Here is a 24,553-nt window from a genome sequence, read left to right as displayed (position 1 = left end):
ACAGATAGCGTCAAAAACGGCTTGCAGCCAGACCTTCCGGGATAGCCCGAAGGGCTCGGCAAGCCGTTGATAACACAGGTTTTTCCAAAGTTCATGCGTCGCAACATGCTATAATGCGCGCCTCCCGAGATTCGGCATTCCCAACCACATTCACCATGTCAAACAATATCCGCGCAATTCGCAACATCGCCATCATCGCCCACGTTGACCACGGCAAGACCACCCTGGTGGACCAGCTGCTGCGCCAGTCCGGCACCTTCCGCGACAACCAGCAAGTGGACAACCGCGTGATGGACTCCAACGACATCGAAAAGGAACGCGGCATCACCATCCTGTCGAAGAACTGCGCGGTGGAATACAAGGGCACCCACATCAACATCGTCGACACCCCGGGCCACGCCGACTTCGGCGGTGAGGTCGAGCGCGTGCTGTCGATGGTGGACTCGGTGCTGCTGCTGGTGGATGCGCAGGAAGGCCCGATGCCGCAGACCCGCTTCGTGACCCGCAAGGCACTGGCCCTGGGCCTGAAGCCCATCGTCGTCCTCAACAAGATCGACCGTCCGGGCGCACGCGCCGAGTGGGCCATCAACGCCACCTTCGAACTGTTCGACAAGCTGGGCGCCACCGAAGAGCAGCTGGACTTCCCCGTGATCTACGCCTCGGGCCTGAACGGCTACGCCAGCCTGGATCCGGAAACCCGCGAAGGCAACATGGAGCCGCTGTTCGACGCGATTCTGAAGTATGTCCCGGCCCGCAAGGATGACCCGGACGCACCGCTGCAACTGCAGATCACCTCGCTGGAATACTCCTCCTACGTCGGCAAGATCGGCGTCGGCCGTATCCTGGCTGGCCGCGTCAAGGGCGGTCAGGACGTGGTGTGGATGAATGGTCCGGAAGACAAGCCCACCAAGGCCCGCATCAACCAGGTGCTGACCTTCAAGGGCCTGGAGCGCGTGCTGGTCGATGAAGCCCTGGCTGGCGACATCGTGCTGATCAACGGTATCGAAGAAATCGGCATCGGCTCCACCATCTGTGCGCCGGATGCCCCCAACGGCCTGCCGATGCTGAAGGTCGACGAACCGACCCTGACCATGAACTTCATGGTCAACACCTCGCCGCTGGCTGGCCGCGAAGGCAAGTTCGTCACCACCCGCCAGATCCGCGACCGCCTGGAAAAAGAACTGAAGTCCAACATGGCGCTGCGCGTGGTACAGGCCGAAAACGACGACTCGACCTACGAAGTGTCGGGCCGTGGTGAATTGCACCTGACCATCCTGATCGAAAACATGCGCCGTGAAGGCTTCGAGCTGGCCGTCTCGCGTCCGCGCGTGGTGTTCCGCATGGTTGACGGCGTGCGCGAAGAACCGTACGAAAACCTGACCGTCGACGTCGAAGAAACCCACCAGGGCGGCGTCATGGAAGAACTGGGCCGCCGCCGTGGCGACCTGCAGAACATGGAACCGGACGGCAAGGGCCGTGTGCGCCTGGAATACCACATCCCGGCACGTGGCCTGATCGGCTTCCAGGGTGAATTCATGACCCTGACCCGCGGCACCGGCCTGATGAGCCACGTCTTCGACGACTACAAGCCGGTCGATACCACCAAGGGCGAACTGGCCGGCCGTCGCAACGGCGTGCTGATCTCTCAGGACGACGGCGCTGCCGTGGCCTACGCACTGTGGAAGCTGCAGGATCGCGGCCGCATGTTCGTCAGCCACAACGACCCGGTGTATGAAGGCATGATCATCGGTATCCACTCGCGTGACAACGACCTGGTCGTCAACCCGATCAAGGGCAAACAGCTGACCAACGTGCGCGCTTCCGGTACCGACGAAGCAGTGCGCCTGGTGCCGCCGATCGAACTGTCGCTGGAATACGCGGTGGAATTCATTGAAGACGACGAGCTGGTCGAAGTGACTCCGAAGAGCATCCGCCTGCGCAAGCGTCACCTGAAGGAACACGAGCGCAAGAAGGCGTCGCGCGAAGAATCCATTTGATTCGTTGGCAGGAAAGGGCAGTCGCTGGATGGGCTGCCTGCAGTGGGGAGCGGGAAGTGTCAGGCTGGGCGGGTGGTGATATCTGGTTTGTGAATAACTGATATCAGCATAAAAAAGCAGACAGTCATGATGCACTGCCATATAGTTACACCTGTCTCCTCCAATTTCCTCCTAAAGAATTGGATTCAAGCCCGCAACTTCGGTTGTGGGCTTTTTTTTTGCCTTTTGGCGTGAAGTCCCGGTGAGGGCGGTGTTGAGCCTGCCGGGCGAAGTGAATTCGCTCTCATTTTTCCTTCGAACGTTGTGTGAGATGAACGTTTGTCCCAAAACAGTGTGGGTTGCGCTGTTTTTGTGCAATGCGAAATGACGGCTGCCGGATTGTGGTGCAGAATCGTGTCCGCTGTACGAAAAATCCTATCTCGAAGAGGATAGAGGGGACACCAGCCCGCAACGCGCAAGCCTTGCGGGCTTTCTATTTGCGGCGGCGGCCGATCTTCGGTGCTAAAACGGTTAATTGAAAGCTTGTTCACCTCGTCTGCCAAGCAGGCGCTTGTTGCCTGGTTTTCCGGTATCCAGCCCGGGACTTTAATGAAGTATTTCGTCAGTTTATGAAGAAATCCCTGCCTCCCCGTACCTTGTCGGTCGCCCCCATGATGGACTGGACCGACCGCCACTGCCGCGTCTTCCATCGCCAGATCACGCGCCACACCTGGCTCTACACCGAGATGGTCACCACCGGTGCGCTGCTGCATGGGGATGTGCCGCGCCACCTCGATTTCGACGAGCAGGAACACCCGGTCGCCCTGCAGCTGGGCGGCAGCGAGCCGGCCGATCTGGCCCAGAGCGCCAAACTGGGCGAGCAATGGGGCTATGACGAGATCAACCTGAATTGCGGCTGCCCGTCCGAGCGCGTCCAGAAGGGCGCCTTCGGTGCCTGCCTCATGGGCGAGCCCACGCTGGTGGCCGATTGCGTCAAGGCCATGCGCGATGCCGTGTCCATCGACGTGACCGTGAAGCACCGCATCGGCATCGATGACGTGCAATCCTATGACTTCGTGCGCGATTTCGTCGGCCAGGTGGCCGAGGCCGGCTGCAAGACCTTCATCGTGCATGCCCGCAATGCGATCCTCAAGGGCCTGAGCCCCAAGGAAAACCGCGAGATCCCGCCGCTGAAGTACCACTATGCCTATCAGCTGAAGCAGGATTTCCCCGATCTGGAAATCCTCATCAACGGCGGCATCAAGACCCTGCCCGAGATCGATGAACACCTGAAGCACGTAGACGGCGTCATGCTGGGCCGCGAGGCCTATCACAACCCCTATCTGATGGCGAGCTTCGACGCCCGTTACTACAGTGATCTGGAAGGCGGCCGCCAGCCCAGCCGCACCGAGGTGATCGAGGCCATGTTGCCCTATATCAAGCGCCAGCTGGAATTGCACGGCGACAATGGCCGCGGCCTGCGCTTGAACAGCATCACGCGCCACATGCTGGGCCTGCTGACCGGCATGCCCGGCGCACGCGCCTTCCGCCAGACCTTGTCGGACTCCAAGCGCCTGGCGCTGGGCGACCCGGCCCTGCTGTTGGAAGCCCTGCAACGGTCCCAGGCCACACAGGCGGCACAAATGGCCTCATTGGCGTAATTGGCCAGCGGAGCAGGCCCGCTATCCTTTAAAATAGCGGGTTCCAATTGGGAAAAGAGCGCGAACATGCCACTTGCTACAACCGAAGAAATCGTCGCCGAACTCCGTGCCGGACGCATGGTGATCCTGGTCGACGAAGAAGACCGTGAAAACGAAGGCGACCTGGTACTGGCCACCGACTTCGTCACCCCTGAAGCCATCAATTTCATGGTCACGCATGCGCGCGGCCTGGTCTGCCTGACGCTGACCGAAGAACACGTCGACCAGCTCGACCTGCCGCTCATGGCCAGCCGCAACGGCACCGCCTACGGCACCAACTTCACCGTCTCCATCGAAGCCGCCGAGGGCGTGACCACCGGCATTTCCGCCGCCGACCGCGCGCGCACCATCCAGGTGGCCGCCTCCAAGGGCGCCAAGCCCTCGGACCTGGTGCAGCCGGGCCACATCTTCCCGCTGCGCGCGCAAAAGGGCGGCGTGCTCATGCGCGCCGGCCACACCGAAGCCGGTTGCGACCTCACCGCCATGGCCGGACTCACCCCGGCCTCGGTGATCTGCGAAATCCTGAAGGAAGACGGCACCATGGCCCGCCTGCCGGACCTGCTGGAGTTCGCTGAAAAACACAATCTGAAGATCGGTACCATCGCCGACCTGATCCACTACCGCAGCCGCAATGAAAGCATCATCGAACGCGTGGCCGAGCGCGAGATGCAGACCGCACACGGCAGCTTCAAGGCCATCGCCTATCGCGACACGCCCTCGGGCGGTGCCCACCTGGCGCTGGTGCATGGCGACATCCAGCCCGGCCGCGAAACCCTGGTGCGCGTGCACCAGCCGGTCTCCATCCTGGACCTGCTCGACGCCGGCGTGACCACCCACTCCTGGAACCTGGCCGCCGCCATGCAAGCGGTGCAGGCTGCCGAGTCGGGCGTGATCGTGCTGCTCAACTGCGAGGAATCGGCCCAGCAGATGTTCGACCAGTTCGGCGCCCTCAACAAGGTCGGCACGCCCGCCGCCGCCAAGCCGAGCCGCGCTGACCGCATGGACCTGCGCACCTACGGTATTGGCGCGCAGATCCTCAAGGATCTCAAGGTGTGCAAGATGAAGCTGCTGGCCAGCCCCCGCAAGATGCCCTCGATGACCGGTTTCCAGCTCGAAGTGACCGGCTACCAGGCACGCGAAGCCACCTGAGCCGCCACACGCAAACCGTCATATGCTCCAAGCAACAAGCAATTACGCAAGTCAACCTATCAAGAAGGAACAGCCATGACCATCGGAACCTATGAACCAGACTTCAATGGCGAGAGCTTGCGCATCGGTATCGTCCAGGCCCGTTTCAATGAAGACGTCTGCCACGGCCTGCTGGCCGCCTGCCTGGCCGAACTGAAGCACCTGGGCGTGGCCGACGAGGACATCCTGCACGTGACCGTGCCGGGCGCCCTGGAAATCCCGCTGGCGCTGCAGAAGATGGCCGAGACCGAGCAGTTCGATGCCTTGATCGCCCTGGGTGCGGTCATCCGTGGCGAGACCTATCACTTCGAGCTGGTGTCCAATGAATCCGGTGCCGGCATCACCCGCATCGGCCTGGATTTCGGCCTGCCCATCGCCAACGCCGTGCTGACCACCGAAAACGACGAGCAAGCCGAGGTCCGCATGGCCGAGAAGGGCGCTGACGCGGCCCGCGTGGCGGTGGAAATGGCCAACCTGTCCATCGTGTTGGAAGAACTCGGCCAGGCCACCGAAGAAGAATAATTCACGGGCAGCGGCGGGGTGCCTATCCCGCTGCCGTCCCGCCGGCCTGTGCCGGTACTCGCATTCCTTTGTTTCAGTTATCCAAGGCTCCGGCCGCATTCATCATGTCGAACAAAACTCCACACGCCAATTCGAACAAGAACCGCACCCCGCGCCATCGCGCGCGCGAGTTCGCGTTGCAGGGCTTGTACCAGTGGCTGCTCAACCACGAGCACGCGGGCGCCATCGAAGCCCACATCCGCGAAGCCCACGGGTTCGACAAGGCCGACGCCGAACACTTCGATACCCTGCTCACCGGTACCATCCGTGACGCCGAAAAGCTGCGTGCAGGCCTGGCGCCGCTGATCGACCGTCCGCTCAAGGAACTCTCGCCGGTGGAACACGCGGCCCTGCTGATCGGCGCCTACGAGCTGCAGAACCACATCGAGATCCCCTACAAGGTGGTCATCAACGAAGCCGTTGAACTGACCAAATCCTTCGGCGGTATCGACGGCCACAAGTACGTCAACGGCGTGCTCGATCGTTTCGCCGCCCAGGCGCGCGCTACCGAAGTGGAAGCTGCCGGCCGCCGTTGATCGTCGCAGTCCTGCCGCTTTGCTCGTTTTTTGGACGGCGCCGTTGGTTCGGACGCCGTCTTGTCTTTTTTGTCCCTGTTGTTTCCTTGTTGGCTGGAATTAGCGCATGAACCTGAATCAACTTGCTTCACGTTTGCAACACATCGCTCCCTTCCACGTGATGGAATTGTCCAAAAAGGCTGAAGTCCTGGCCCAGCAGGGACGCGACCTGATCCACATGGGCATCGGCGAGCCCGATTTCACCGCCCCCCCTGCGGTGGTCGAGGCTGCCACCCGCGCCATGGCCGAAGGCAAGATGCAGTACACCTCGGCCACGGGCTTGCCGGCCTTGCGCACGGCGATCTCGGATCACTATCGCAGCGTTTATGGCCTGGAGATCGCGCCGGAACGCATCGTCATTACCGCCGGCGCCTCGGCAGCCCTGCTGCTGGCCTGTGCGGCGCTGGTCGAGCGTGACAGCGAAGTCCTGATGCCCGACCCCAGCTATCCCTGCAACCGCCATTTCGTGGCGGCCTTCGAGGGACGCGCCAAGCTCATCGCCAGCGGTCCGGAACATCGTTTCCAACTGTCGGCCCAGATGGTGCGCGAGCACTGGAGTGAGAAGACGCGCGGTGTGCTGCTGGCGTCGCCTTCCAATCCCACCGGCACGTCCATCGTGCCTGAGGAGTTGCGCGCGATCCTGGGTGAGGTCCGCCAGCGCGGCGGCTTTACCATCGTCGATGAGATCTACCAGGGCTTGTCCTATGAGGGTGCGCCGTTCTCGGCCTTGTCGCTGGGCGAGGATGTGGTGGTCATCAACAGCTTCTCCAAGTACTTCAACATGACCGGCTGGCGCCTGGGTTGGCTGGTGCTGCCACCGGCCCTGGTGCCGCAAGTCGAGAAGCTGGCGCAGAACCTGCTGATCTGTGCTTCTTCGATCGCCCAGCATGCCGCCGTGGCCTGCTTCACGCCGGAGACGCTGGCCATTTACGAAGATCGCAAGGCCGAGTTCAAGCGCCGCCGCGACTACATCGTGCCGGCGCTGGAAAGCCTGGGCTTCACGGTGCCGGTGGTCCCTGACGGTGCCTTCTATGTCTACGCGGACTGCAGCGCGCTGTCCGACGATGCCGACCAGCTCAGCCTGGACATGCTCAATGAAGCCGGCGTGGTACTCGTGCCGGGGCTGGATTTCGGGCCCTTCACGGCGCGCCGCTACATCCGCCTGTCCTATGCGACATCGATGGAAAAGCTGCAGGAGGCGGTGGCGCGGCTGCGGGTCTTCTTCGAAGGCCGGCGCAAGGCGGCCTGAAGCAGCAAATGAACAGACGTAAAAAAAGGAGCCCGAGGGCTCCTTTTTTTGTGCGTTCTGAATACCGGTAATATTCACATCGCAACACGCCAGTCTGCACAATTCATCACAGGGCAGCGAGTTGTTCTTCCGTCTTGGGCTTGGCGGCCGAGGCCACGTTGTTGTTGGCAGGGGCCTTGGGCTGTTCAGCGCTGGCCGAGACGGGCAGCTTGACGGTGGCCGTGGTGTAGATGGAGATGTTCTTGCCCATCGCCACTTCCTTCAGGTTCTGGTATTCCGACAGCACCTTGATGCCATAGCCACCATCATTGGCCATGTCAGCCGCGCCCACGTAGCTCTTCAGGCCGGCTTCCACCGAACCGCCACGGGTGACGTATTCCTTCAGAATCTGCGAACCGACACGGATGTTGGCCACCGGATTGAGGGCCGCCTTGATGCCGCCGAGCTCCTGGAACTTGTCATGGTGCACCTTGGCCATCACCTGCATCAGTCCCTGCGCGCCCATCGGGCTTTCGGCGAAGGGATTGAAGCGCGATTCGATGGCAATCACCGACAGGATCAGCAGCGGATCGAGCTTGATGTCGCGTGCCGTCAGGTAAGCCGCCGAGACCAGCATGTCGGCCGCATCGCTGGCCACGCGATAGCGCTTGGCCAACCAGTTGGTCACCAGTTTCTGCTGGCGCGGATTGCCGAGCAACTGGCGTTCCTCTGGTGACAGGGCCGGGGCCGCTACCGGTGCGGTGGCTTGCTGCACCGAGCCGGCTGCCGCAGCACCCGCCAGGGCGCTGACGGTGGCCATCGGTGCGGTGGGACCCATCAGCTCGGCCAAAGGCGGAGTGGCGGGTGCATCGGCTTCTGCGACCTCTTCAGTGGCATCCGAGAAGGGCGACATGCTGATGAGCTTGTCGGCCAGGTCGGGATTGAAGAACATCAGGCCCAGAACGAACAGCGCGGCGATACCCAGTATCGTCAGCAGACGATGGGCGATGCCAAAAAATTGAGCAATGCGTGGGTTCCCGGAGAGATTCCGGAAATTCACGCGGCGAACCATCTGCGAGGTGCCCGCTAAAGGCGCCTCGGAAGCTTGGTTGGACATTGAACCTCCTGCGTTATTGCGGCAAAAACAGGGCGCGCCTGGCCAAGAAGTGAAGACCAAACGGCTGAACTGTCGTCGCTGCAATCTATTACGTTACCGTCGCAAGGCGTTACGGCAAGGCCATCCGCGAGGCCTGCTGGCCCTGCCGTCGGATGGCACGTTTCGGGGGGTAGGGCTGACGCCCTGGACACACTTCTTGAGTTGCTGGGACCCCGGATCCCTGGATACCTTGCTTGGCTCGACTCTTTTCGATCAAGCCTCTACGAGCCCACGGCTCACCTCTTCGGTTTAGAGTGGGCGCATTGTAGAAGCCACTTTATATCGAGTCAATACTATTAAAATAGTTCTTTATAACTTTTGTGTATCATATTGCGCGTGGCCTTCCGTCAAAAATCAATAGAATCAAGCGTTTGCCGGGGTTAGTTGAGCCGGCTGTGATGCAAAAAGAAATTTGTGAAAAAGTATGAAATACACTGATTTACGCGATTTTATTTCTCAACTGCAACAAAAAGGTGAACTCAAGCGTGTCTCGCACCCGGTGTCGTCGCATCTGGAGATGACCGAAATCGCTGACCGCACCCTCCGTGCGGAAGGTCCGGCGCTCCTTTTTGAGCAGGTCGACAAGAAAAATATCCCGGTTTTAGCGAATCTTTTCGGTACACCGCATCGTGTCGCCCTGGGAATGGGGGCCGACAGCATCAGCGAACTGCGCCGCATCGGCCATCTGCTGGCGCGCCTGAAGGAGCCGGAGCCGCCCAAGGGCATCAAGGATGTGCTGGATCTGGGCGGGCTGGTGAAGTCGCTCTGGGACATGGCCCCCAAGGAGCGCGGTTCGGCGCCCTGCCAGGATGTGGTGTGGGAAGGCAGCGATGTTGACCTGTCGCGCCTGCCGATCCAGCACTGCTGGCCGGGCGACATCGCGCCGCTCATCACCTGGGGCCTGATCATCACCAAGGGCCCGAACAAGAAGCGCCAGAACCTGGGCATCTATCGCCAGCAGGTGCTGGGTCCGAACAAGGTCATCATGCGCTGGCTGGCCCATCGCGGCGGCGCGCTGGACTTCCGTGAGCACTGCATCGCCAATCCCGGGAAGCCCTATCCGATCGCCGTGGCCCTGGGTGCCGATCCCGCCACTATATTAGGTGCAGTCACGCCGGTACCGGACAGCCTCTCCGAATACCAGTTCGCGGGCCTGCTGCGCGGCAGCCGCACCGAGCTGGTCAAGGCCATGGGCAGTGATCTTCGCGTGCCGGCCTCGGCCGAAATCGTGCTGGAAGGGCATATCTATCCGGATGAACAACACGCGTCCGGATTCGAGCACGCGCTGGAAGGCCCGTATGGCGATCACACCGGTTACTACAATGAGCAGGACTGGTTCCCGGTCTTCACCATCGACCGCATCACCATGCGGCGCGATGCCATCTATCACTCCACCTATACCGGCAAACCGCCCGATGAGCCGGCCGTGCTGGGTGTGGCGTTGAATGAAGTTTTCGTCCCGCTGCTGCAGAAGCAGTTCGCCGAAATCACCGATTTCTACTTGCCGCCGGAGGGATGCAGCTATCGCATGGCGGTGGTGCAGATGAAGAAATCTTACGCAGGCCACGCCAAGCGGGTCATGTTCGGAGTGTGGAGTTTCCTGCGCCAGTTCATGTACACCAAGTTCATCGTGGTGGTCGATGAGGATGTCGATATCCGCGACTGGAAGGAAGTGATCTGGGCCATCACCACCCGCGTGGACCCGGTGCGCGATACCGTCATGGTGGACAACACCCCCATCGATTACCTGGACTTCGCCTCGCCCATCAGCGGCCTGGGCAGCAAGATGGGCATCGATGCCACCAACAAGTGGCCCGGTGAAACCAGCCGTGAGTGGGGCACGCCCATCGTGATGAGCGACGATGTGAAGAAGCGTGTCGATGCCATCTGGCAGGACCTGGGTATCTGAGCGGGCAGGGCAGGCGCGCTGCTTGAAGCGCCTATCGCCGAAGTGAAGCTTCAGGCAAAAAGCCGCGTAAATTGTTTAATCAATTTGCGCGGCTTTTCACTTTCTGATGCACTGCAATGATTTCTCTGGCGGCAAGTGTGTGATCTGGGATACAATGCACCCCGGCGGGCCCCTGCGCATTGTGGCATGGTCAACCTGGTCAGGTCGGGAACGAAGCAGCCACAGCCATTTCCCGCAAGTGCCGCAGACAAGGCTCGCCTCTTATCTTCTTCTGTTTCTTCTGTTTCTTCTGTAGTTCCGGCAGGTCCTCCCTCTCGTTTCACCTCCTCAGATTTTTCCTCGTTGTTGAGCTGTTGCCTTTTCGCGCGATGCCATGAAAAAAAGGCTGACGCGAACGTGTCGGATCAGCCTTCTGCAAACCTCTTGGCCCTGCTTGCTTTACTCGTGCGGATCGAGCCGATCGGCCAGGATCGCCGACACGCCCGTGAAGGCCGGATATTGCGCCGTGATCACATAGGTCGGAATGGCCTTGGTCAGCACCGACATGCGGCCCTTGTTCTCGAAGCGTGCGCGGAAGGGCGAACGGGCGAAATATTCGCCCAGGTGCGGCACCACGCCGCCACCAATATAGATGCCGCCGAGTGCGCCCAGCGTCAGCGCGAGGTCGGCTGCCACGGTACCGAGCATGCTGCAGAACAGGTCCAGCGTTTCCCGGCAGATGGCATCGCCATGCTTGAGCGCACCGTCCACGATTTCTGCGGCCTTCAGTTCCGCGGCGGGATGGCCATCGATGGCCAGCAGGGCGCGATGGATGAATTCGAGGCCGGGACCCGAGACCAGGCGTTCAGCCGAAACGTGTTCATGGAATTGCCAGGCGTAGGCCAGCACGGCCGCTTCACGCGCATTGGCCGGGGCGAAGGCGACGTGGCCGCCTTCGCTGGCCAGCGGCAGCCAGTGCCCGTCACCGCGCACCAATCCCCCCACACCCAATCCGGTGCCCGCTCCGACCAGGCCGACCGGCAGGCCTGCCTTGGGCGCCCCGCCACCGATCTGCTGCAACTCATCGGCCCGCAATTGCGGCACCGCCATCGACAGCGCCGTGAAGTCATTGACCACCAGCAGCAGGTCAAGGCCCAGCAACTGGCGCGCCGCCTCGATGGAGAAGGCCCAGTCATGATTGGTCATCTTGATCTGGTCGCCTTGCACCGGATTGGCGATGGCCACCACCGCGTGTTTTACGGCGGGCTGGCCGGCCAGCTTCAGGTAGGCCTGTACGGCATCGGTGAATTGCGGATAGTCGGCACCGCGCAGGACCTGCACCTGTTCTATTTGCCCGGGTGAAGTTTCCAGCGCGAAGCGGGCGTTGGTGCCGCCGATGTCGGCCAGCAGGCGCGGGCCGGCGGCGTGGGGAGGCTTGCTCGGGGAAGCAGTGGGGGCGTGCATCGTCTTGTCCTTGTTGTCTTCATGCCGACAGGCGGCAGGGCGCGTGGCCGTGCCGCCTGTCCGATTGCAATGGGGATCGGGCTGGTGGAGCGTTACAGGGTATGAGCCGGGCCGGCGCGCCAGGTTCCGGCGGATGAGCTGCTCATCCGCATCGGCGCGCATGGTACCAGCATCAGGCCAACTGTTGAAGCAGGGCCGCGCGGACCTCTGCGATCACGTCATTCCAGTTGCCGGTGTTGGCCTGGCGGAACAGGCGGAAGTTGCGATACCAGGGGGTATCGCTGCGCTCCAGCTGCCAGCGCCAGCAGGTGTTGGCCCGGTTGAGCAGCCAGACAGGCGTGCCCAGGGCACCGGCCAGGTGGCAGACCGAGGTATCGACACTGATGAGCAGGTCCAGGTGCGCGACCAGGCCGGAGGTGTCGGCAAAGTCGCCCAGTTGCAAGGAATGATCGTGCACCCGCGCGCCCAGGGGGTGCGCATGCTGCTGTGCCACGGCCGCCTGGCCGACCTGGACGGAATGGAATTCCAGTTGCGGATGGTCTTCGGCCAGTGTCACCAGCGGTGCCAGCGCCTCGAAGGGCAGGGAACGTTCACCGTCGATACGCACCGCATCGCGATGGGTCTGGGCCGAGCTGCCCGCCCACACCAGGCCCACGCGCAAGGCGCGGTTCTGCGGCAGGCGCTGCAGCCAGCCGGCCCAGGCGCCGGCGTCGGGCAACAGGTAGGGCGCGCGCGGGATATCGGCTTGGCTGAAGCACTTGCAGGCCAGCGGCAAGCTCATCAGCGGGCAATGGAAGTCGAAGCTGGGACGGATGAACTGCTCGCTGCTGATGACTTCAGCAGCACCCGGCGCCTTGGCCAGCAGGCGCAACAGCGCCGGCGGCACTTCCAGGATCACGCGGGCGCCCAAGGCAGCCACGCGGGGCAGGTAGCGCACGAATTGCAGGGTATCGCCAAAGCCCTGTTCAGCATGGATCAGGATGGTCTTGCCGTACAGCGCGGTCTCTCCCAGCCACAGGGGCTGCAGGAACTGGCGCCGCTGGGAGAGCATCTGTTCAGTTTCCCAACGGGTCTCGAAGGCCGGCCAGCCTTGGGCGAAGTCGCCCTGGCGCAGCTTGAGCAGGGCATCGTTCCAAGCGGCCGAGCTGGCGTTGGGCTTGAGCTCGCGGGCGCGGCGATAGCACTCGGTGGCTTCCTCGAAGCGAAACAGCTGCTCCAGCGTCGAGCCGCGGTTGAACCACAGGTCGGGCGAGCTGTCGTCCAGCGCCATGGCGCGGTCATAGGCTTGCAGCGCCTCCATCGGACGATGCATCTTGAAGAGCACGAAGCCACGGTTGGACTGGGCCTCGAAGAAGTCCGGCTGCACCTCCAGTGCATGGTCGTAGGCGCGCAGGGCCTGGTCGAACTGGAAGTTGTCCTTGCAGGTATTGCCCAGGTTGAACCAGGCTTCGATGAAATCAGGGCGCAACGCCACCGCGCGTTCATAGCACTCGCGCGCATCCCGATAGGCGTAGCGCTCGTGCTGCAGGTTGCCCAGCTGGAACCAGGCATCGGCATTGTCCGGGGCCAGCGATGCCGCCCGCTGCAGATCCTCCAGCGCTTCCCGGCTCATCTTGAGCCGGCGCAAGGCGTCACCGCGCGCCAGCAGGGCCTCGGGGAAGTCCGGGTTCTGCGCCAGGATCTGGCTGTAGCGTTGCACGGCTTCGGCATCACGGCCCAGGTGGACCAGGGCACCAGCATGGTCGAAATAGGTATCCCGATGGTCGGGATTGAGTTCGATGGCCTTGGCCAGTTGGGCTTCGGCGGCTTCCCAATCTTCCTGATGCAGCTTGAGCATGCCGTAAAGATAGTTGGCCTCGAAATGGCGCGGCAGCTTGACCAGTACCTTCTTGTAGAGCTCTTCGGCCGGTCCGAGCTGGCCTTTCTGGTGAAGTGCCAAGGCTTTTTGCAACAGGATCTGGGAAGCGTTTGCTTGCGGATGCATGGATAGTGTCGAGATGTGGGAAAGAGCCGACAGCGCCGGAATCTGGCAAGTGTCTCAAATTCGTTCGCTTTCTGCCAGCGGATTACCGGGGCAATCGCCCTCCAATTGCGGGCTATGGCCGCACGCCAGGGAGGCGGCGCGAGCGGGGCCGGCTCTTTTCTTTTACACTACCCGGACATCAGACAACTGATGCGCTAGCCGGCATCGACCGGTTCCTCATCCACCGCATGCCGCTGCATGCATGTCGCCACTACGGAGTCTTCCCGATGAGTTTCGCCATTCCCGCCCCCGCCCAGGCCACTGTCCCGGTGGTTGGCGGTGCTCCCTTCCCGGTTCGCCGCATCTATTGCGTGGGCCGCAACTACGCCGCCCACGCCCGCGAAATGGGCCATGATCCCGACCGCGAGCCGCCGTTCTTCTTCATGAAGCCGGCCGATGCCGTGGTGCCGACCGATTCCGTGGTGCCGTATCCTGCCGCGACCGCTGACTATCATCACGAGATCGAACTGGTGGTGGCGCTGTCCGGCGGTGGCCGCGATATCCCGGTGGAGAAGGCCCTGGAGCTGGTGTACGGCTACGCAGTCGGCCTGGACATGACCCGCCGCGACCTGCAGGCGCAAGCCAAGAAGCTGGGCCGCCCCTGGGACATGGCCAAGGGCTTCGACCAGTCCGCGCCCTGCGCCCCCATCGTGCCGGTGGGCCAGTGCGGACATCCTGACAAGGGCGCCGTCTGGCTCAAGGTCAATGGCGAAGTGCGCCAGCAGGGCGACCTGTCGGACCTGATCTGGAACGTGGCCGAAACCATTTCCTACCTGTCCGGCCTGGTCGAGCTGTTCCCCGGCGACCTGATCTATACCGGCACTCCCGAAGGCGTGGGTGCGGTGGTCAAGGGGGACCAGCTGCAAGGGCATGTGGACGGCTTGCCGGACATCAATATCACCATCGGCTGAAGCGCCCGCAGGCCGGATGCCGCCGCTTTTTTGGCGGTCCCGGCCTGGCTCCTGCAGCCAGCTTCCGGCACCGGTCCGGCACCGGGCGCAGGGTGCCGAAACCAAACTGTCATGAAGCCGGCGGCGATGCGGCGTATAATACGGAGTTCCGCAAGGAATGCCGGGCATGGCAAATCGCTCGCCCGGCCAGCATCGTCTTTAGCGTTTGCATCATCCGAAGCGCCCGGCCGAGCAGGTTTGGCCGGTTCGCCCGTAACACATCAACACAGAAAGCAATCAGAACCCGTGCGCATGCACCCCATGCACCGGAGCCGCCTGGCGGCTGCCGCGGCGCTGTCGCACCGTTCGCAATAAACCATGTCCGACACCACGTCCGCGTCCGCAGCACCGGCTGCCCCTGCCGTCCGTTTTGAAGATTTCGGCCTTTCGCCCGATATCCTGCGCGCCTTGTCCGAACAAGGCTACGTCCATCCGACCCCGATCCAGGCCCAGGCCATTCCAGTGGTGCTGCAAGGCCGTGACGTGATGGGCGCCGCCCAGACCGGCACCGGCAAGACCGCCGGTTTCTCGCTGCCGATCATCCAGCGCCTGCTGGCACACGCCAGCCACAGCGCTTCGCCCGCCCGCCACCCGGTGCGCGCCCTGATCCTGACCCCGACCCGCGAGCTGGCCGACCAGGTGGCCGACAACGTGAAGGCGTATTCACGCTTCACCCCGCTGCGCTCCACCGTCGTCTTCGGCGGCGTGGACATGGCACCGCAAACGGCCACCCTGCGTGCCGGCGTGGAAATCGTCATCGCCACCCCGGGCCGCCTGCTGGACCACGTGCAGCAAAAGACGGTGAACCTGTCCCAGACCCAGATCCTGGTCATGGACGAAGCCGACCGCATGCTCGACATGGGCTTTCTGCCGGACCTGCAGCGCATCATCAACCTGCTGCCCAAGCAGCGCCAGAACCTGCTGTTCTCGGCCACCTTCTCGCCCGAGATCAAGAAGCTGGCCGCCAGCTTCCAGAACAACCCGGTGACCATCGAAGTCGCGCGCAGCAATGCCACGGCAGAAAACGTCACCCAGACCATCTACAAGGTGGAGGAAGCTGCCAAGGCGGATGCGGTCAGCTTCATCATTCGCCAGCGCGCACTGAAGCAAGTGATCGTCTTCTCCAATACCAAGATCGGCGCTTCGCGCCTGGCGCGCACCTTGCTGGCCGAGGGCGTGAAGGCTTCTGCCATCCACGGCGACAAGACCCAGTCTGAGCGCATGGCCGCGCTGGAGTCCTTCAAGCAGGGCCAGATCGAAGTGCTGGTCGCCACCGACGTGGCCGCACGCGGGCTGGACATCGCCGAGCTGCCCTGCGTCATCAACTACGACCTGCCCTACAACGCCGAAGACTACGTGCACCGCATCGGCCGTACCGGCCGTGCCGGTGCCTCGGGCGACGCCATCTCGCTGTTCTGCGACAAGGATGAGCGCCTGCTGGTCGATATCGAGAAGCTGATCAAGAAGAAATTCGAGCGCGCCGAGCTGACTGGTTTTGCGCCGCGCATGCGCGCTGACCGTGGGGAGCGAGGTGAACGTTCGGAACGTGGTGAGCGCAGCGACCGGGGCGAACGCGCCGAGCGTGGCGAACGCAGTGACCGTGGCGAGCGCAGCCGCAGCAGCCGCGACGGCGCAGCCCCGTCGGGACGCCGCGAGAAGGTCGATCCCTGGTTCCTCAAGCCCTATGAGCCCAGCGCCACCGAGACCGTCTCCACCAAGCCGGAACTGCCCAAGAACAACCGTCCCAAGCCCAAGGTCGCGGCCTTGCTGGGTGGCATGCCCAAGCGCTGATCCGTTTTTCAGCGTGGACCGAAGCGCGCTCGCCAGCCGGTGAGCGCCAGGGTCCAGAATCCTTCCCTGTCACGGGCTGCGTCCGTGTCCAGTCCAAGAAAAGCCGCCGCCTGATGTAAGGCTTGCAGCGGCTGGCCCAAGTCCAGTGCCTGGGCGCCGTTCTGCTTGGAAAACTTTTCCCCCGACGCATTCATCAACAGCGGCACGTGCAGGTAGCGCGGCGTCGCGTAGCCCAGCAGCCCCTGCAGGTAGATCTGCCGCGCCGTCGAGTCCAGCAGGTCGGCCCCGCGCACGATGTCGGTGACGCCCTGTTCTGCATCATCCACCACCACCGCCAGCTGATAGGCCCAGAAGCCATCGGCCCGCTGCAGCACGAAATCCCCGGCTTCCGAGGCCAGGTGCTGGGCCTGCGGCCCCAGCCAGCGGTCCGTGAATTGCACCAGTTCGCCCGGCTGCCCGGCATCAGGCACGCGCAGCCGCAGCGTGCGTGGCATCTTGCCGGGGGCCAGTCCGTGGCGGCAGGTGCCGGGATAGAGCGCAGCACCGTCACTGGCCGTGCCTACCCGGGAGTCGGCGATTTCCTTGCGGCTGCAGCCGCAGGGGTAGGCCAGTGCGCCCAGGCGCTCGCGTGCGAGCTGGTAGCGTGCCTTGCGCTGGCTCTGCACCAGGATCGGTCCGTCAGAGTGCATATCCAGTGCCGCCAGGGTGGCGACGATGTCGTCGGCCGCACCGGGCACCGTGCGGGTCTCGTCGATGTCTTCGATGCGCAGCAGCCAGCGGCCGTGATGCACGCGGGCATCCAGATAACTGGCCAGCGCCGCCACCAGCGAGCCCGCATGGAGAGGTCCGGAAGGTGAGGGCGCGAAGCGGCCTACATAAGCTTCGCCGCTCATGCGGGATCCCGCATGGATATCGGTCCGATCAGCGACTGGCGCACGTGCGGCTGCGCCAGGTGCTGGATGAACCACTTCAGCGACTTGCCCTGCTCGGCCTTGGGCCAGGCCACCATGAAGTTGTCGTTGGGTTTGGCGGCCAGGGTCTGCTTTTCCACCAGCGCACCGGTGGCGAGATAGGGTTCGGCCCAGATGCGCGGCAGATGGCCGCAACCGAGGCCGGCCAGCTGGGCCTGCAACTTGTCGGCCACGGTAGCCACCGTCAGCGTTTCCTGGCCCGACAGCAGGCCCATGGTCAGCGTGGGCAGGGACTGGCTGTTGTCGCCCACGGCAATGGCCCGGTGGCTGCGCACCAGTTCCGCCGACAGTGGTTCGGTTGCCGAGGCCAGCGGGTGCGTCGGGGCCACTGCAAAGACCCAGTCCACCGCTCCCAGCTCCTGCATCTGGAAGCGCCCGCTGGTGCGCACCACTTCCGGCCCGTCCAGCGTCACCCCGATGACCAGGTTGGCGCGGCCCTCGATGAGCTTTTCCCAGGCCCCGGTCAGTACGCCGGGCGTGAAGCGCAGGCGGGTGCCGGATTCTTCACGGTCAAAGGCTTCGATTACCGGCAGCATCTTGTCGAAGGGAATCAGGCTGTTGAGCACGATGTGCAGTTCGGTTTCCCGCCCGGTGGCGGTGCGCTTGACGCGCTGCTCCAGGTCGCTGGCGGCCAGCAGCAGGTGACGGCCTTCCTGCAACAATTGCAGGCCGGCCGGTGTCAACTGGGCCCGGTGGCCACGGCGGTCGAAGAGCAGCACATCGAGGTCATCCTCCAGCTTGCGCACGCTGTAGGTCAGGGCCGAGGGCACCCGGTCCAGTGCCACGGCCGCCGCGGCAAAGCTGCCCTTGCGGTCGATCATGTCGAGGATCAGCAGGGATTCCAGGGTCAGGTTCACGTCTTGCTCCGCTTGTTTAAATTTTTTGAACGAACACTACGGATTTTAGACCTTATCTGCATAAAAGTTAGCCACTATAGTGACGCCATCGACAAACATTTTGACCAAATCAATTCCGGTTTGGTCCCACTCAAGAAAGAGGTGTTGACATGATGGAACTTCGCAAAGCGAACGATCGTGGCCACGCCAACCACGGTTGGCTGGATTCGTATCACAGCTTTTCCTTCGCGGACTACTATGATCCCAAGCACATGGGCTTCGGTCCGCTGCGGGTGATCAACGAGGACCGCGTGGCCGCGGGCCAAGGCTTTGGTACCCATGGCCACCGTGACATGGAGATCATTTCCTATGTGCTCGAAGGTGAACTTGCGCACAAGGACAGCATGGGCAATGGCAGCGTGATCCGTCCCGGTGACGTGCAGCGCATGAGTGCCGGCACCGGCGTGCGCCATTCGGAGTACAACCACTCCCAGGATGGCACCACGCACTTCCTGCAGATCTGGATCATGCCTGACCGTGCTGGCGCCGAGCCGGGTTATCAGGAAGCCCACTTCTCGTCGGCCGACAAGGATGGCAAGCTGCGCCTGGTGGCTTCGAGTGATGGCCGTGAAGGTTCGGTCAGCATGAACCAGGATGCCCAGCTGTACGCCGGTCTGTTCGACGGTGCGCAAGCGGCCGAGTACACCTTGCCGCAGGGCCGCCTTGGCTATGTGCATGTGGCCCGTGGCAAGATCAGCGTCAATGGCCAGGCCCTGCAGGCGGGCGATGCCGTCAAGCTCAGTGCGGTCGACCGCATCGAGATCAGCGGCGGCGAGAAGGCTGAAGTCCTGTTGTTCGACCTGCCGCGCTGAGTTTTGCTGCGGCGGCATGCAGTAATGCAGTAAGCAGTTTGCAGTAGCAACCCGCCGGTACCGATCACACCGGCGGTTTTTCCCCGCGTCACTTCACTCTCTAGAGAAGGAATTTCGTCATGACCAAAGTTGCCATCGTTTACCACTCCGGCTACGGCCACACCAAGAAACAGGCCGAAGCCGTGCAGGCTGGCGCGGCCGGCGTTGCCGGTGCCGATGTCGAGCTGATCGCCATCAGCGCCGAAGGCACCATCACCGATGAACAGTGGGCCAGCCTGGACGCGGCCGATGCCATCATCTTCGGTTCGCCGACCTACATGGGTACGGTCTCCTGGCAGTTCAAGAAGTTCGCCGACGCCTCCTCCAAGCCCTGGTTCAGCCAGAAGTGGAAGGACAAGGTCGGTGCCGCCTTTACCAACTCGGCCACCATGAACGGCGACAAGCTCTCGACCCTGCACTACCTGTTCACCCTGGGCATGCAGCACAGCATGATCTGGGTCGGTACCGGCCTGATGCCTTCCAACAGCAAGGCGGCCCAGCGCAATGACATCAACTTCGTCGGTTCCTTCTCGGGCCTGATGGCGCAAAGCCCGTCGGACTCCTCGCCGGAAGAAGGCCCGCTGCCGGGCGACCTGGAAACGGCCAAGCTGTTCGGTGCACGCGTGGTGGAAACGGCTGCCAAGTTCAAGAAGTAATCTTCATCTCATCGACGCAAGTCGTGAAGATGTAAAAAAGCCGACCTCGCAAGGGGTCGGCTTTTTCGTTGCCAGGGTGCGCTGCAATCAGCCCGCTGCAGAGCTGGCTTCCTGCGCCGCCCGCTGCTTGGGTGAGCAATGCGGACAAGACTTGCCCGGCACGTAATCCGGCGAGAGCTGTTCACGCGGGGTGACCACGGCGCGGCAGGCGAAGCATTGGGCGGTCTGGGTTTCCTTCAACTCCGGGCTCAGCGCGGTGCGATAGTCGAAGACGAAACAGTCGCCGTTGTAATGGGCACCGCCGACATCCTCGAAATACTTCAGGATGCCGCCTTCGAGTTGGTAGACATGGTCATAGCCGATGTTCTGCATATGAATCGCGGCCTTTTCGCAACGAATGCCGCCGGTGCAGAAGGTGACGACCGTCTTGCCCTCGAAATCGGCCTTGTGGTCCTCGATCACCTGCGGGAATTCCGTGAACTTGCTGATGCGGTAGTCCACCGTGTTATCAAACGTACCCACATCCACCTCGAAGCCATTGCGGGTATCCACCATCACCACCGGACGGCCTTCGTCGTCGTGACCCTGGTCCAGCCAGCGCTTGAGCTCCTTCGGCTCCACGAAAGGCGCACGGCCCAGCTCCGGCTTGATCAGCGGATGCTTCATGGTGATGATCTCGGCCTTCAGTTTCACCAGCATGCGGGTGAAGGGCTGCTTCTCGGAATAGCTTTCCTTGACGGTCAGGTCGGCAAAGCGCGCATCGGCGCGCAGCCAGGCCAGGAAGGCGTCGATCTCATGGCGCAGGCCGGCCAGGAAGAGGTTGATGCCTTCCGGGCTCAGGATCACGGTGCCACGAAGATTGTTCTTCTGACAAATTTCCAGGAACGCCGGACGCTTTTCAGCGGTGTCATCGAAGCTGATGAATTTGTAGGCGGCAATGTTGACGTAGGGGGTCTGCGGGGACTGCATGATGGCGTACTCAACTGTAAGTCTTTGAATCGTCAGCATTATAACCGTCCACCCCGGGTCGCCGCAGCTATTTGGCCGGTGCCTGCCGCTTCTCTGATACAGATCAAGGCATCCCTGTTCGGAAGAGGCATGGCCTGGGTGTAAAGTCTTCATATTTCTCACAAATTGAGATCAATCTAGAATCGGTCGTGGTCACAAGCTCCGGTAAAATGTCGACCCTATGACTACCCCGCAATTTGTACACCTCCGTATGCACTCGGAGTACTCCATCGTGGATGGCCTGGTGCGTATCGACGACATCGTCAAGGCCGCCGCCAAGGATGGACAGGCCGCCCTGGCGGTGACCGACCTTGCCAACCTGTTCTGCATGGTGCGCTTCTACAAGGAAGCGCGCGGCAAGGGCGTCAAGCCCATCGCCGGCTGCGACCTGTGGATCACTAACGACGCCGACCGCGAAAAGCCCTTCCGCCTGCTGGTGCTGATCAAAAGCCGTCATGGCTACCTGCAGTTATGTGAAGTCTTGTCCCAAGCCTGGCTCACCAACCAGTACAAGGGCCGCGCTGAGGTTCGCATGGAATGGCTGGATGCACTGCGCCACCAGGAAGGCGGCAATGGCCTGATCGCCCTGTCGGGTGCCGCCATGGGTGACATCGGCCAGGCCATCGACAATGGCAACCTGGCCCAGGCCGAAGCCTGCGCGCGCCGCTGGTCCGAGATCTTCCCCGGGGCCTTCTACCTGGAGCTGCAACGCGCCGGCCAGGCCAACATGGAACTGCAGGTGCGCCAGAGCGTGGCCCTGGGCGCCAAGCTGGGCCTGCCGTGCGTGGCGACGCATCCGATCCAGTTCCAGAGCCCTGAAGAGTTCATTGCCCACGAAGCCCGCACCTGTATCGCCGAAGGCGAGATCATGGCCAATGCGCGCCGCGTGCGCCGCTTCAACGAGCAGCAATACTTCAAGTCGCAAGCCGAGATGGCCGAGCTGTTCGCCGACCTGCCCGGTGCGATTGCCAATACCGTGGAAATCGCCAAACGCTGCAACCTGGTGCTGCAGCTGGGCAAGCCGCAACTGCCGGACTTCCCTACGCCCGACGGCATGACCATCGATGACTTCCTGGTGGCCCAGACCAAGGCCGGGCTGGAAGTGCGCCTGAAGGAACTGTTCCCCAACGAAGCCGAACGCGAGAAGCAGCGCCCCCGCTATGAAGCGCGCCTGGAGTTCGAGAACAACACCATCATCAAGATGAAGTTCCCGGGCTACTTCCTGATCGTGGCGGACTTCATCCAGTGGGCCAAGAACAATGGCGTACCGGTCGGCCCCGGCCGGGGTTCCGGTGCCGGCTCGCTGGTGGCTTACTGCCTGTTGATTACGGACCTGGATCCGCTGCGCTACAACCTGCTGTTCGAACGTTTCCTGAACCCCGAACGCGTCTCGATGCCCGACTTCGACATCGACTTCTGCCAGGAAGGCCGCGACCGCGTCATCCAGTATGTGAAGGATCGTTACGGCAAGGAGGCGGTCTCGCAGATTGCCACCTTCGGTACCATGGCCGCCAAGGGCGCGGTGCGCGACGTGGGGCGCGTGCTGGACCTGGGCTACAACTTCTGCGACGGCATCTCCAAGCTGATTCCCTTCAAGCCGGGCAAGCTGGTTACGCTGGCCGACGCCATCGAGGAAGAGCCGCTGCTCAAGGAGCGCCTGGACAACGAGGAAGAGGTCAAGCAGTTGATGGGCCTGGCCCAGCAGGTCGAAGGCATCGCCCGCAACATCGGCATGCACGCCGGTGGCGTGCTGATCGCACCCGGCAAGCTGACCGATTTCTGCCCGCTCTACACCCAGGGTGGCGACTCCGGCGTGGTCTCGCAATACGACAAGGACGACGTGGAAGCCGTCGGCCTGGTGAAGTTCGACTTTTTGGGCCTGACCACGCTGACCATCCTCGACCGGGCAGTGCGCTACATCCGCATGCTCGATCCGGCCATGGCCGAGTTCGACCTGGCCAAGCTGCCGCTGGACGACCGGCCCTCCTACGAACTGCTGACCAAGGCCAAGACGGTCGCCGTGTTCCAGCTGGAAAGCCGCGGCATGCAAGGCATGTTGAAGGATGCGCGTCCCGACCGCTTCGAGGACATCATCGCCCTGGTGGCGCTGTACCGTCCGGGTCCGATGGACCTGATCCCCGACTTCTGCAAGCGCAAGCACGGCGAAGCCTTCGACTATCCTGACCCGCGTACCGAGGGCATCCTCTCCGAGACCTACGGCATCATGGTCTATCAGGAGCAGGTGATGCAGATGGCGCAGGTGATCGGCGGCTATTCGCTGGGCGGCGCCGACTTGCTGCGCCGGGCGATGGGCAAGAAGAAGGCCGAGGAAATGGCCAAGCACCGTGAACTGTTCCGCGAAGGCGCGGCCAAGAACGGGCTGGACCAGGCCAAGGCCGATGAAATCTTCGACTTGATGGAAAAGTTCGCCGGCTACGGCTTCAACAAGTCGCACGCCGCGGCCTATGCCCTGCTGTCCTATTACACCGCCTACCTGAAGGCGCATCACCCCGCCGCGTTCATGGCCGCCAACTTGTCGCTGGCCATGGAAGACACGGACAAGGTCAAGATCCTGATCGAAGATTCGATCGACATCTGCAAGCTGGCCATCCTGCCGCCGGACATCAACAAGTCCGACTACCGCTTCATGCCGGTGGGCGAGCCGGGCAAGAAGGCCACCCAGATCCGCTATGGCCTGGGCGCCGTCAAGGGGGCCGGGCAGAACGCCATCGAAGCCATCCTGGAGGCGCGCAAGAACGGTCCTTTCAAAGACCTGTTCGACTTTGCCAAGCGGGTGGACAAGAAGCAGATCAACCGCCGCACCATCGATTCGCTGATCCGCGCCGGTGCCTTTGACTGCTTCAAGGTCGATCGTGCCATCCTGCAGGCCTCGGTCAACCTGGCCTGGGAAAGTGCGGAGCAGGCCGAGAAATCGGCCAACCAGGTCAGCCTCTTCGGTGGCGACGACAGCGACCTCGAAGCGCCGCTGGAATACGTGCAGGTGCCGGCCTGGAGTGACAAGCAGCGCCTGACGGAAGAGAAGGGCGCGTTGGGCTTCTATCTGTCCGGCCACCTGTTCTCGGCTTACGAAAAGGAAGTGCGCCGCTTCGTGCGCACCAAGATCGCCAGCCTCGAACCTTCGTGGGAACCGCGCAGCCTGGCCGGCATCATCACCGGCGTGCGGGTGCAGATGACCCAGCGCGGCAAGCTGGTGATCTGCACGCTGGACGATGGCACGGGCGTGATCGAGGCGACCATCTACAACGAATTGTTCGAGCCCTTCAAGCACCTCATCAAGGAAGATGAATTGCTGGTGGTCTCCGGCAAGGTGTCGGAAGACCGTTTCAATGGCGGCCTGCGGGTGGCTGCCGACAAGGTCATGGACCTGGGCGCGGCGCGCATCCAGTACGGTGTGCGCATGGTGGTATCGATCAACAAGGCGGTCGATCCCAATCACCTGCGCGACACCCTGGCCGCGCATCGCCAGGAGCAGGGCCTGCCTTTCGTGATGAAGTATCGCCAGGCCGATGCAGCCTGCGAAGTCGTGCTGGGCGATGCCTGGCGCGTCAATCCCAGCGACAGCCTGCAATCGACGCTGGTGGCTTCCTTCGGGAAAGAAGCCGTAGTGGTGGAATACTGAACTCAATAAAACACTGATAACGACGAATTCA

General features: G+C 62.5%; 18 protein-coding genes and 1 other RNA gene. 13 read left to right on the top strand and 6 right to left on the bottom strand.

The window, feature by feature from the left end; all coding sequences use genetic code 11:
• The first annotated feature begins 155 nt into the window (after window positions 1–155).
• The 6 genes from typA (at window position 156) to ACLRDN_RS18825 (ending at window position 7,249) form a co-directional block, all read left to right on the top strand.
• A complete protein-coding gene (gene typA / locus ACLRDN_RS18850; RefSeq protein ID WP_008331395.1) occupies window positions 156–1,997 on the top strand; it encodes a translational GTPase TypA in 1,842 nt (613 codons plus the stop codon).
• Between the two features lie 608 nt (window positions 1,998–2,605).
• Window positions 2,606–3,637, top strand: a complete 1,032-nt coding sequence (gene dusA, locus ACLRDN_RS18845; protein WP_413457533.1) for a tRNA dihydrouridine(20/20a) synthase DusA — start codon at window positions 2,606–2,608, stop codon at window positions 3,635–3,637.
• A gap of 66 nt (window positions 3,638–3,703) precedes the next feature.
• Window positions 3,704–4,825, top strand: a complete 1,122-nt coding sequence (ribBA, locus tag ACLRDN_RS18840; protein WP_413457532.1) for a bifunctional 3,4-dihydroxy-2-butanone-4-phosphate synthase/GTP cyclohydrolase II — start codon at window positions 3,704–3,706, stop codon at window positions 4,823–4,825.
• 75 nt (window positions 4,826–4,900) lie between these two features.
• Window positions 4,901–5,386, top strand: coding sequence for a 6,7-dimethyl-8-ribityllumazine synthase (gene ribH, locus ACLRDN_RS18835; protein ID WP_006465461.1), 486 nt, complete (start codon window positions 4,901–4,903; stop codon window positions 5,384–5,386).
• A 104-nt stretch (window positions 5,387–5,490) separates the two neighbouring features.
• Window positions 5,491–5,961, top strand: coding sequence for a transcription antitermination factor NusB (gene nusB, locus ACLRDN_RS18830; RefSeq protein ID WP_413457531.1), 471 nt, complete (start codon window positions 5,491–5,493; stop codon window positions 5,959–5,961).
• Between the two features lie 106 nt (window positions 5,962–6,067).
• A complete protein-coding gene (locus ACLRDN_RS18825) occupies window positions 6,068–7,249 on the top strand; it encodes a pyridoxal phosphate-dependent aminotransferase (RefSeq protein ID WP_413457530.1) in 1,182 nt (393 codons plus the stop codon).
• A gap of 106 nt (window positions 7,250–7,355) precedes the next feature.
• Here the strand turns inward: ACLRDN_RS18825 and ACLRDN_RS18820 are convergent, their stop codons facing one another.
• A complete protein-coding gene (locus tag ACLRDN_RS18820; protein WP_413457529.1) occupies window positions 7,356–8,345 on the bottom strand; it encodes a transglycosylase SLT domain-containing protein in 990 nt (329 codons plus the stop codon).
• 463 nt (window positions 8,346–8,808) lie between these two features.
• On the opposite strand from ACLRDN_RS18820, the gene ubiD reads away from it, so the two are divergent.
• Both ubiD and ffs read left to right on the top strand, forming a co-directional pair.
• Window positions 8,809–10,293 (top strand): 4-hydroxy-3-polyprenylbenzoate decarboxylase, encoded by a 1,485-nt coding sequence (gene ubiD / locus ACLRDN_RS18815; RefSeq protein WP_413457528.1) that lies wholly within the window; start codon window positions 8,809–8,811, stop codon window positions 10,291–10,293.
• Window positions 10,294–10,456: 163 nt separating this feature from the next.
• Window positions 10,457–10,555, top strand: an RNA gene (gene ffs / locus ACLRDN_RS18810) — signal recognition particle sRNA small type.
• Window positions 10,556–10,731: 176 nt separating this feature from the next.
• Here the strand turns inward: ffs and ACLRDN_RS18805 are convergent.
• Entirely contained in the window at window positions 10,732–11,736 is a 1,005-nt protein-coding gene (locus ACLRDN_RS18805) for a glucokinase (RefSeq protein WP_413457527.1), read from the bottom strand.
• A 172-nt stretch (window positions 11,737–11,908) separates the two neighbouring features.
• Window positions 11,909–13,720: a tetratricopeptide repeat protein gene (locus ACLRDN_RS18800; RefSeq protein WP_413457526.1), complete on the bottom strand. Its 1,812-nt coding sequence runs from the start codon at window positions 13,718–13,720 to the stop codon at window positions 11,909–11,911.
• Window positions 13,721–13,986: 266 nt separating this feature from the next.
• Here ACLRDN_RS18800 and ACLRDN_RS18795 point away from each other — a divergent pair, with 266 nt between their 5' ends.
• Window positions 13,987–14,670: a fumarylacetoacetate hydrolase family protein gene (locus ACLRDN_RS18795; RefSeq protein WP_413457525.1), complete on the top strand. Its 684-nt coding sequence runs from the start codon at window positions 13,987–13,989 to the stop codon at window positions 14,668–14,670.
• A gap of 357 nt (window positions 14,671–15,027) precedes the next feature.
• The gene (locus tag ACLRDN_RS18790; RefSeq protein ID WP_343742928.1) at window positions 15,028–16,500 is read left to right on the top strand and encodes a DEAD/DEAH box helicase; all 1,473 of its coding nucleotides are present in this window, start codon (window positions 15,028–15,030) and stop codon (window positions 16,498–16,500) included.
• A gap of 8 nt (window positions 16,501–16,508) precedes the next feature.
• Here ACLRDN_RS18790 and gluQRS read toward each other — a convergent pair whose 3' ends face one another.
• Both gluQRS and ACLRDN_RS18780 read right to left on the bottom strand, forming a co-directional pair.
• Window positions 16,509–17,393: a tRNA glutamyl-Q(34) synthetase GluQRS gene (gluQRS, locus tag ACLRDN_RS18785; protein WP_413457524.1), complete on the bottom strand. Its 885-nt coding sequence runs from the start codon at window positions 17,391–17,393 to the stop codon at window positions 16,509–16,511.
• Window positions 17,390–18,328, bottom strand: a complete 939-nt coding sequence (locus ACLRDN_RS18780; protein WP_134136720.1) for a LysR substrate-binding domain-containing protein — start codon at window positions 18,326–18,328, stop codon at window positions 17,390–17,392. Before ACLRDN_RS18780 ends, gluQRS begins: the two co-directional genes overlap by 4 nt.
• A 149-nt stretch (window positions 18,329–18,477) precedes the next feature.
• Here ACLRDN_RS18780 and ACLRDN_RS18775 point away from each other — a divergent pair, with 149 nt between their 5' ends.
• Together ACLRDN_RS18775 and ACLRDN_RS18770 are read left to right on the top strand one after the other, a co-directional pair.
• Window positions 18,478–19,179 carry a pirin family protein gene (locus ACLRDN_RS18775; RefSeq protein ID WP_413457523.1) on the top strand — a complete coding sequence of 234 codons (702 nt, stop codon included), beginning with the start codon at window positions 18,478–18,480 and terminating at the stop codon, window positions 19,177–19,179.
• A 119-nt stretch (window positions 19,180–19,298) separates the two neighbouring features.
• Window positions 19,299–19,874: a flavodoxin family protein gene (locus ACLRDN_RS18770; RefSeq protein WP_134223116.1), complete on the top strand. Its 576-nt coding sequence runs from the start codon at window positions 19,299–19,301 to the stop codon at window positions 19,872–19,874.
• 87 nt (window positions 19,875–19,961) lie between these two features.
• Here ACLRDN_RS18770 and ACLRDN_RS18765 read toward each other — a convergent pair whose 3' ends face one another.
• A complete protein-coding gene (locus ACLRDN_RS18765; protein WP_413457522.1) occupies window positions 19,962–20,843 on the bottom strand; it encodes a sulfurtransferase in 882 nt (293 codons plus the stop codon).
• A 220-nt stretch (window positions 20,844–21,063) separates the two neighbouring features.
• On the opposite strand from ACLRDN_RS18765, the gene dnaE reads away from it, so the two are divergent.
• Window positions 21,064–24,522 carry a DNA polymerase III subunit alpha gene (gene dnaE, locus ACLRDN_RS18760; protein ID WP_413457521.1) on the top strand — a complete coding sequence of 1,153 codons (3,459 nt, stop codon included), beginning with the start codon at window positions 21,064–21,066 and terminating at the stop codon, window positions 24,520–24,522.
• Window positions 24,523–24,553: the final 31 nt, after the last annotated feature.

Origin of the sequence: Herbaspirillum huttiense, from assembly GCF_047300815.1 — a bacterium.
Classification (GTDB): Bacteria; Pseudomonadota; Gammaproteobacteria; order Burkholderiales; family Burkholderiaceae_D; genus Herbaspirillum; species Herbaspirillum huttiense_A.
Note: the sequence above shows the minus strand (reverse complement) of the source record. Positions and strands in the feature narration are given on the sequence as shown.

Coding starts and splice junctions, on each gene's coding strand:
- typA (WP_008331395.1), top strand. CDS start 156: ATGTCAAACAATATCCGCGCAATTCGCAACATCGCCATCATCGCCCAC.
- dusA (WP_413457533.1), top strand. CDS start 2,606: ATGAAGAAATCCCTGCCTCCCCGTACCTTGTCGGTCGCCCCCATGATG.
- ribBA (WP_413457532.1), top strand. CDS start 3,704: ATGCCACTTGCTACAACCGAAGAAATCGTCGCCGAACTCCGTGCCGGA.
- ribH (WP_006465461.1), top strand. CDS start 4,901: ATGACCATCGGAACCTATGAACCAGACTTCAATGGCGAGAGCTTGCGC.
- nusB (WP_413457531.1), top strand. CDS start 5,491: ATGTCGAACAAAACTCCACACGCCAATTCGAACAAGAACCGCACCCCG.
- ACLRDN_RS18825 (WP_413457530.1), top strand. CDS start 6,068: ATGAACCTGAATCAACTTGCTTCACGTTTGCAACACATCGCTCCCTTC.
- ACLRDN_RS18820 (WP_413457529.1), bottom strand. CDS start 8,345: ATGTCCAACCAAGCTTCCGAGGCGCCTTTAGCGGGCACCTCGCAGATG.
- ubiD (WP_413457528.1), top strand. CDS start 8,809: ATGAAATACACTGATTTACGCGATTTTATTTCTCAACTGCAACAAAAA.
- ACLRDN_RS18805 (WP_413457527.1), bottom strand. CDS start 11,736: ATGCACGCCCCCACTGCTTCCCCGAGCAAGCCTCCCCACGCCGCCGGC.
- ACLRDN_RS18800 (WP_413457526.1), bottom strand. CDS start 13,720: ATGCATCCGCAAGCAAACGCTTCCCAGATCCTGTTGCAAAAAGCCTTG.
- ACLRDN_RS18795 (WP_413457525.1), top strand. CDS start 13,987: ATGAGTTTCGCCATTCCCGCCCCCGCCCAGGCCACTGTCCCGGTGGTT.
- ACLRDN_RS18790 (WP_343742928.1), top strand. CDS start 15,028: ATGTCCGACACCACGTCCGCGTCCGCAGCACCGGCTGCCCCTGCCGTC.
- gluQRS (WP_413457524.1), bottom strand. CDS start 17,393: ATGAGCGGCGAAGCTTATGTAGGCCGCTTCGCGCCCTCACCTTCCGGA.
- ACLRDN_RS18775 (WP_413457523.1), top strand. CDS start 18,478: ATGATGGAACTTCGCAAAGCGAACGATCGTGGCCACGCCAACCACGGT.
- ACLRDN_RS18770 (WP_134223116.1), top strand. CDS start 19,299: ATGACCAAAGTTGCCATCGTTTACCACTCCGGCTACGGCCACACCAAG.
- ACLRDN_RS18765 (WP_413457522.1), bottom strand. CDS start 20,843: ATGCAGTCCCCGCAGACCCCCTACGTCAACATTGCCGCCTACAAATTC.
- dnaE (WP_413457521.1), top strand. CDS start 21,064: ATGACTACCCCGCAATTTGTACACCTCCGTATGCACTCGGAGTACTCC.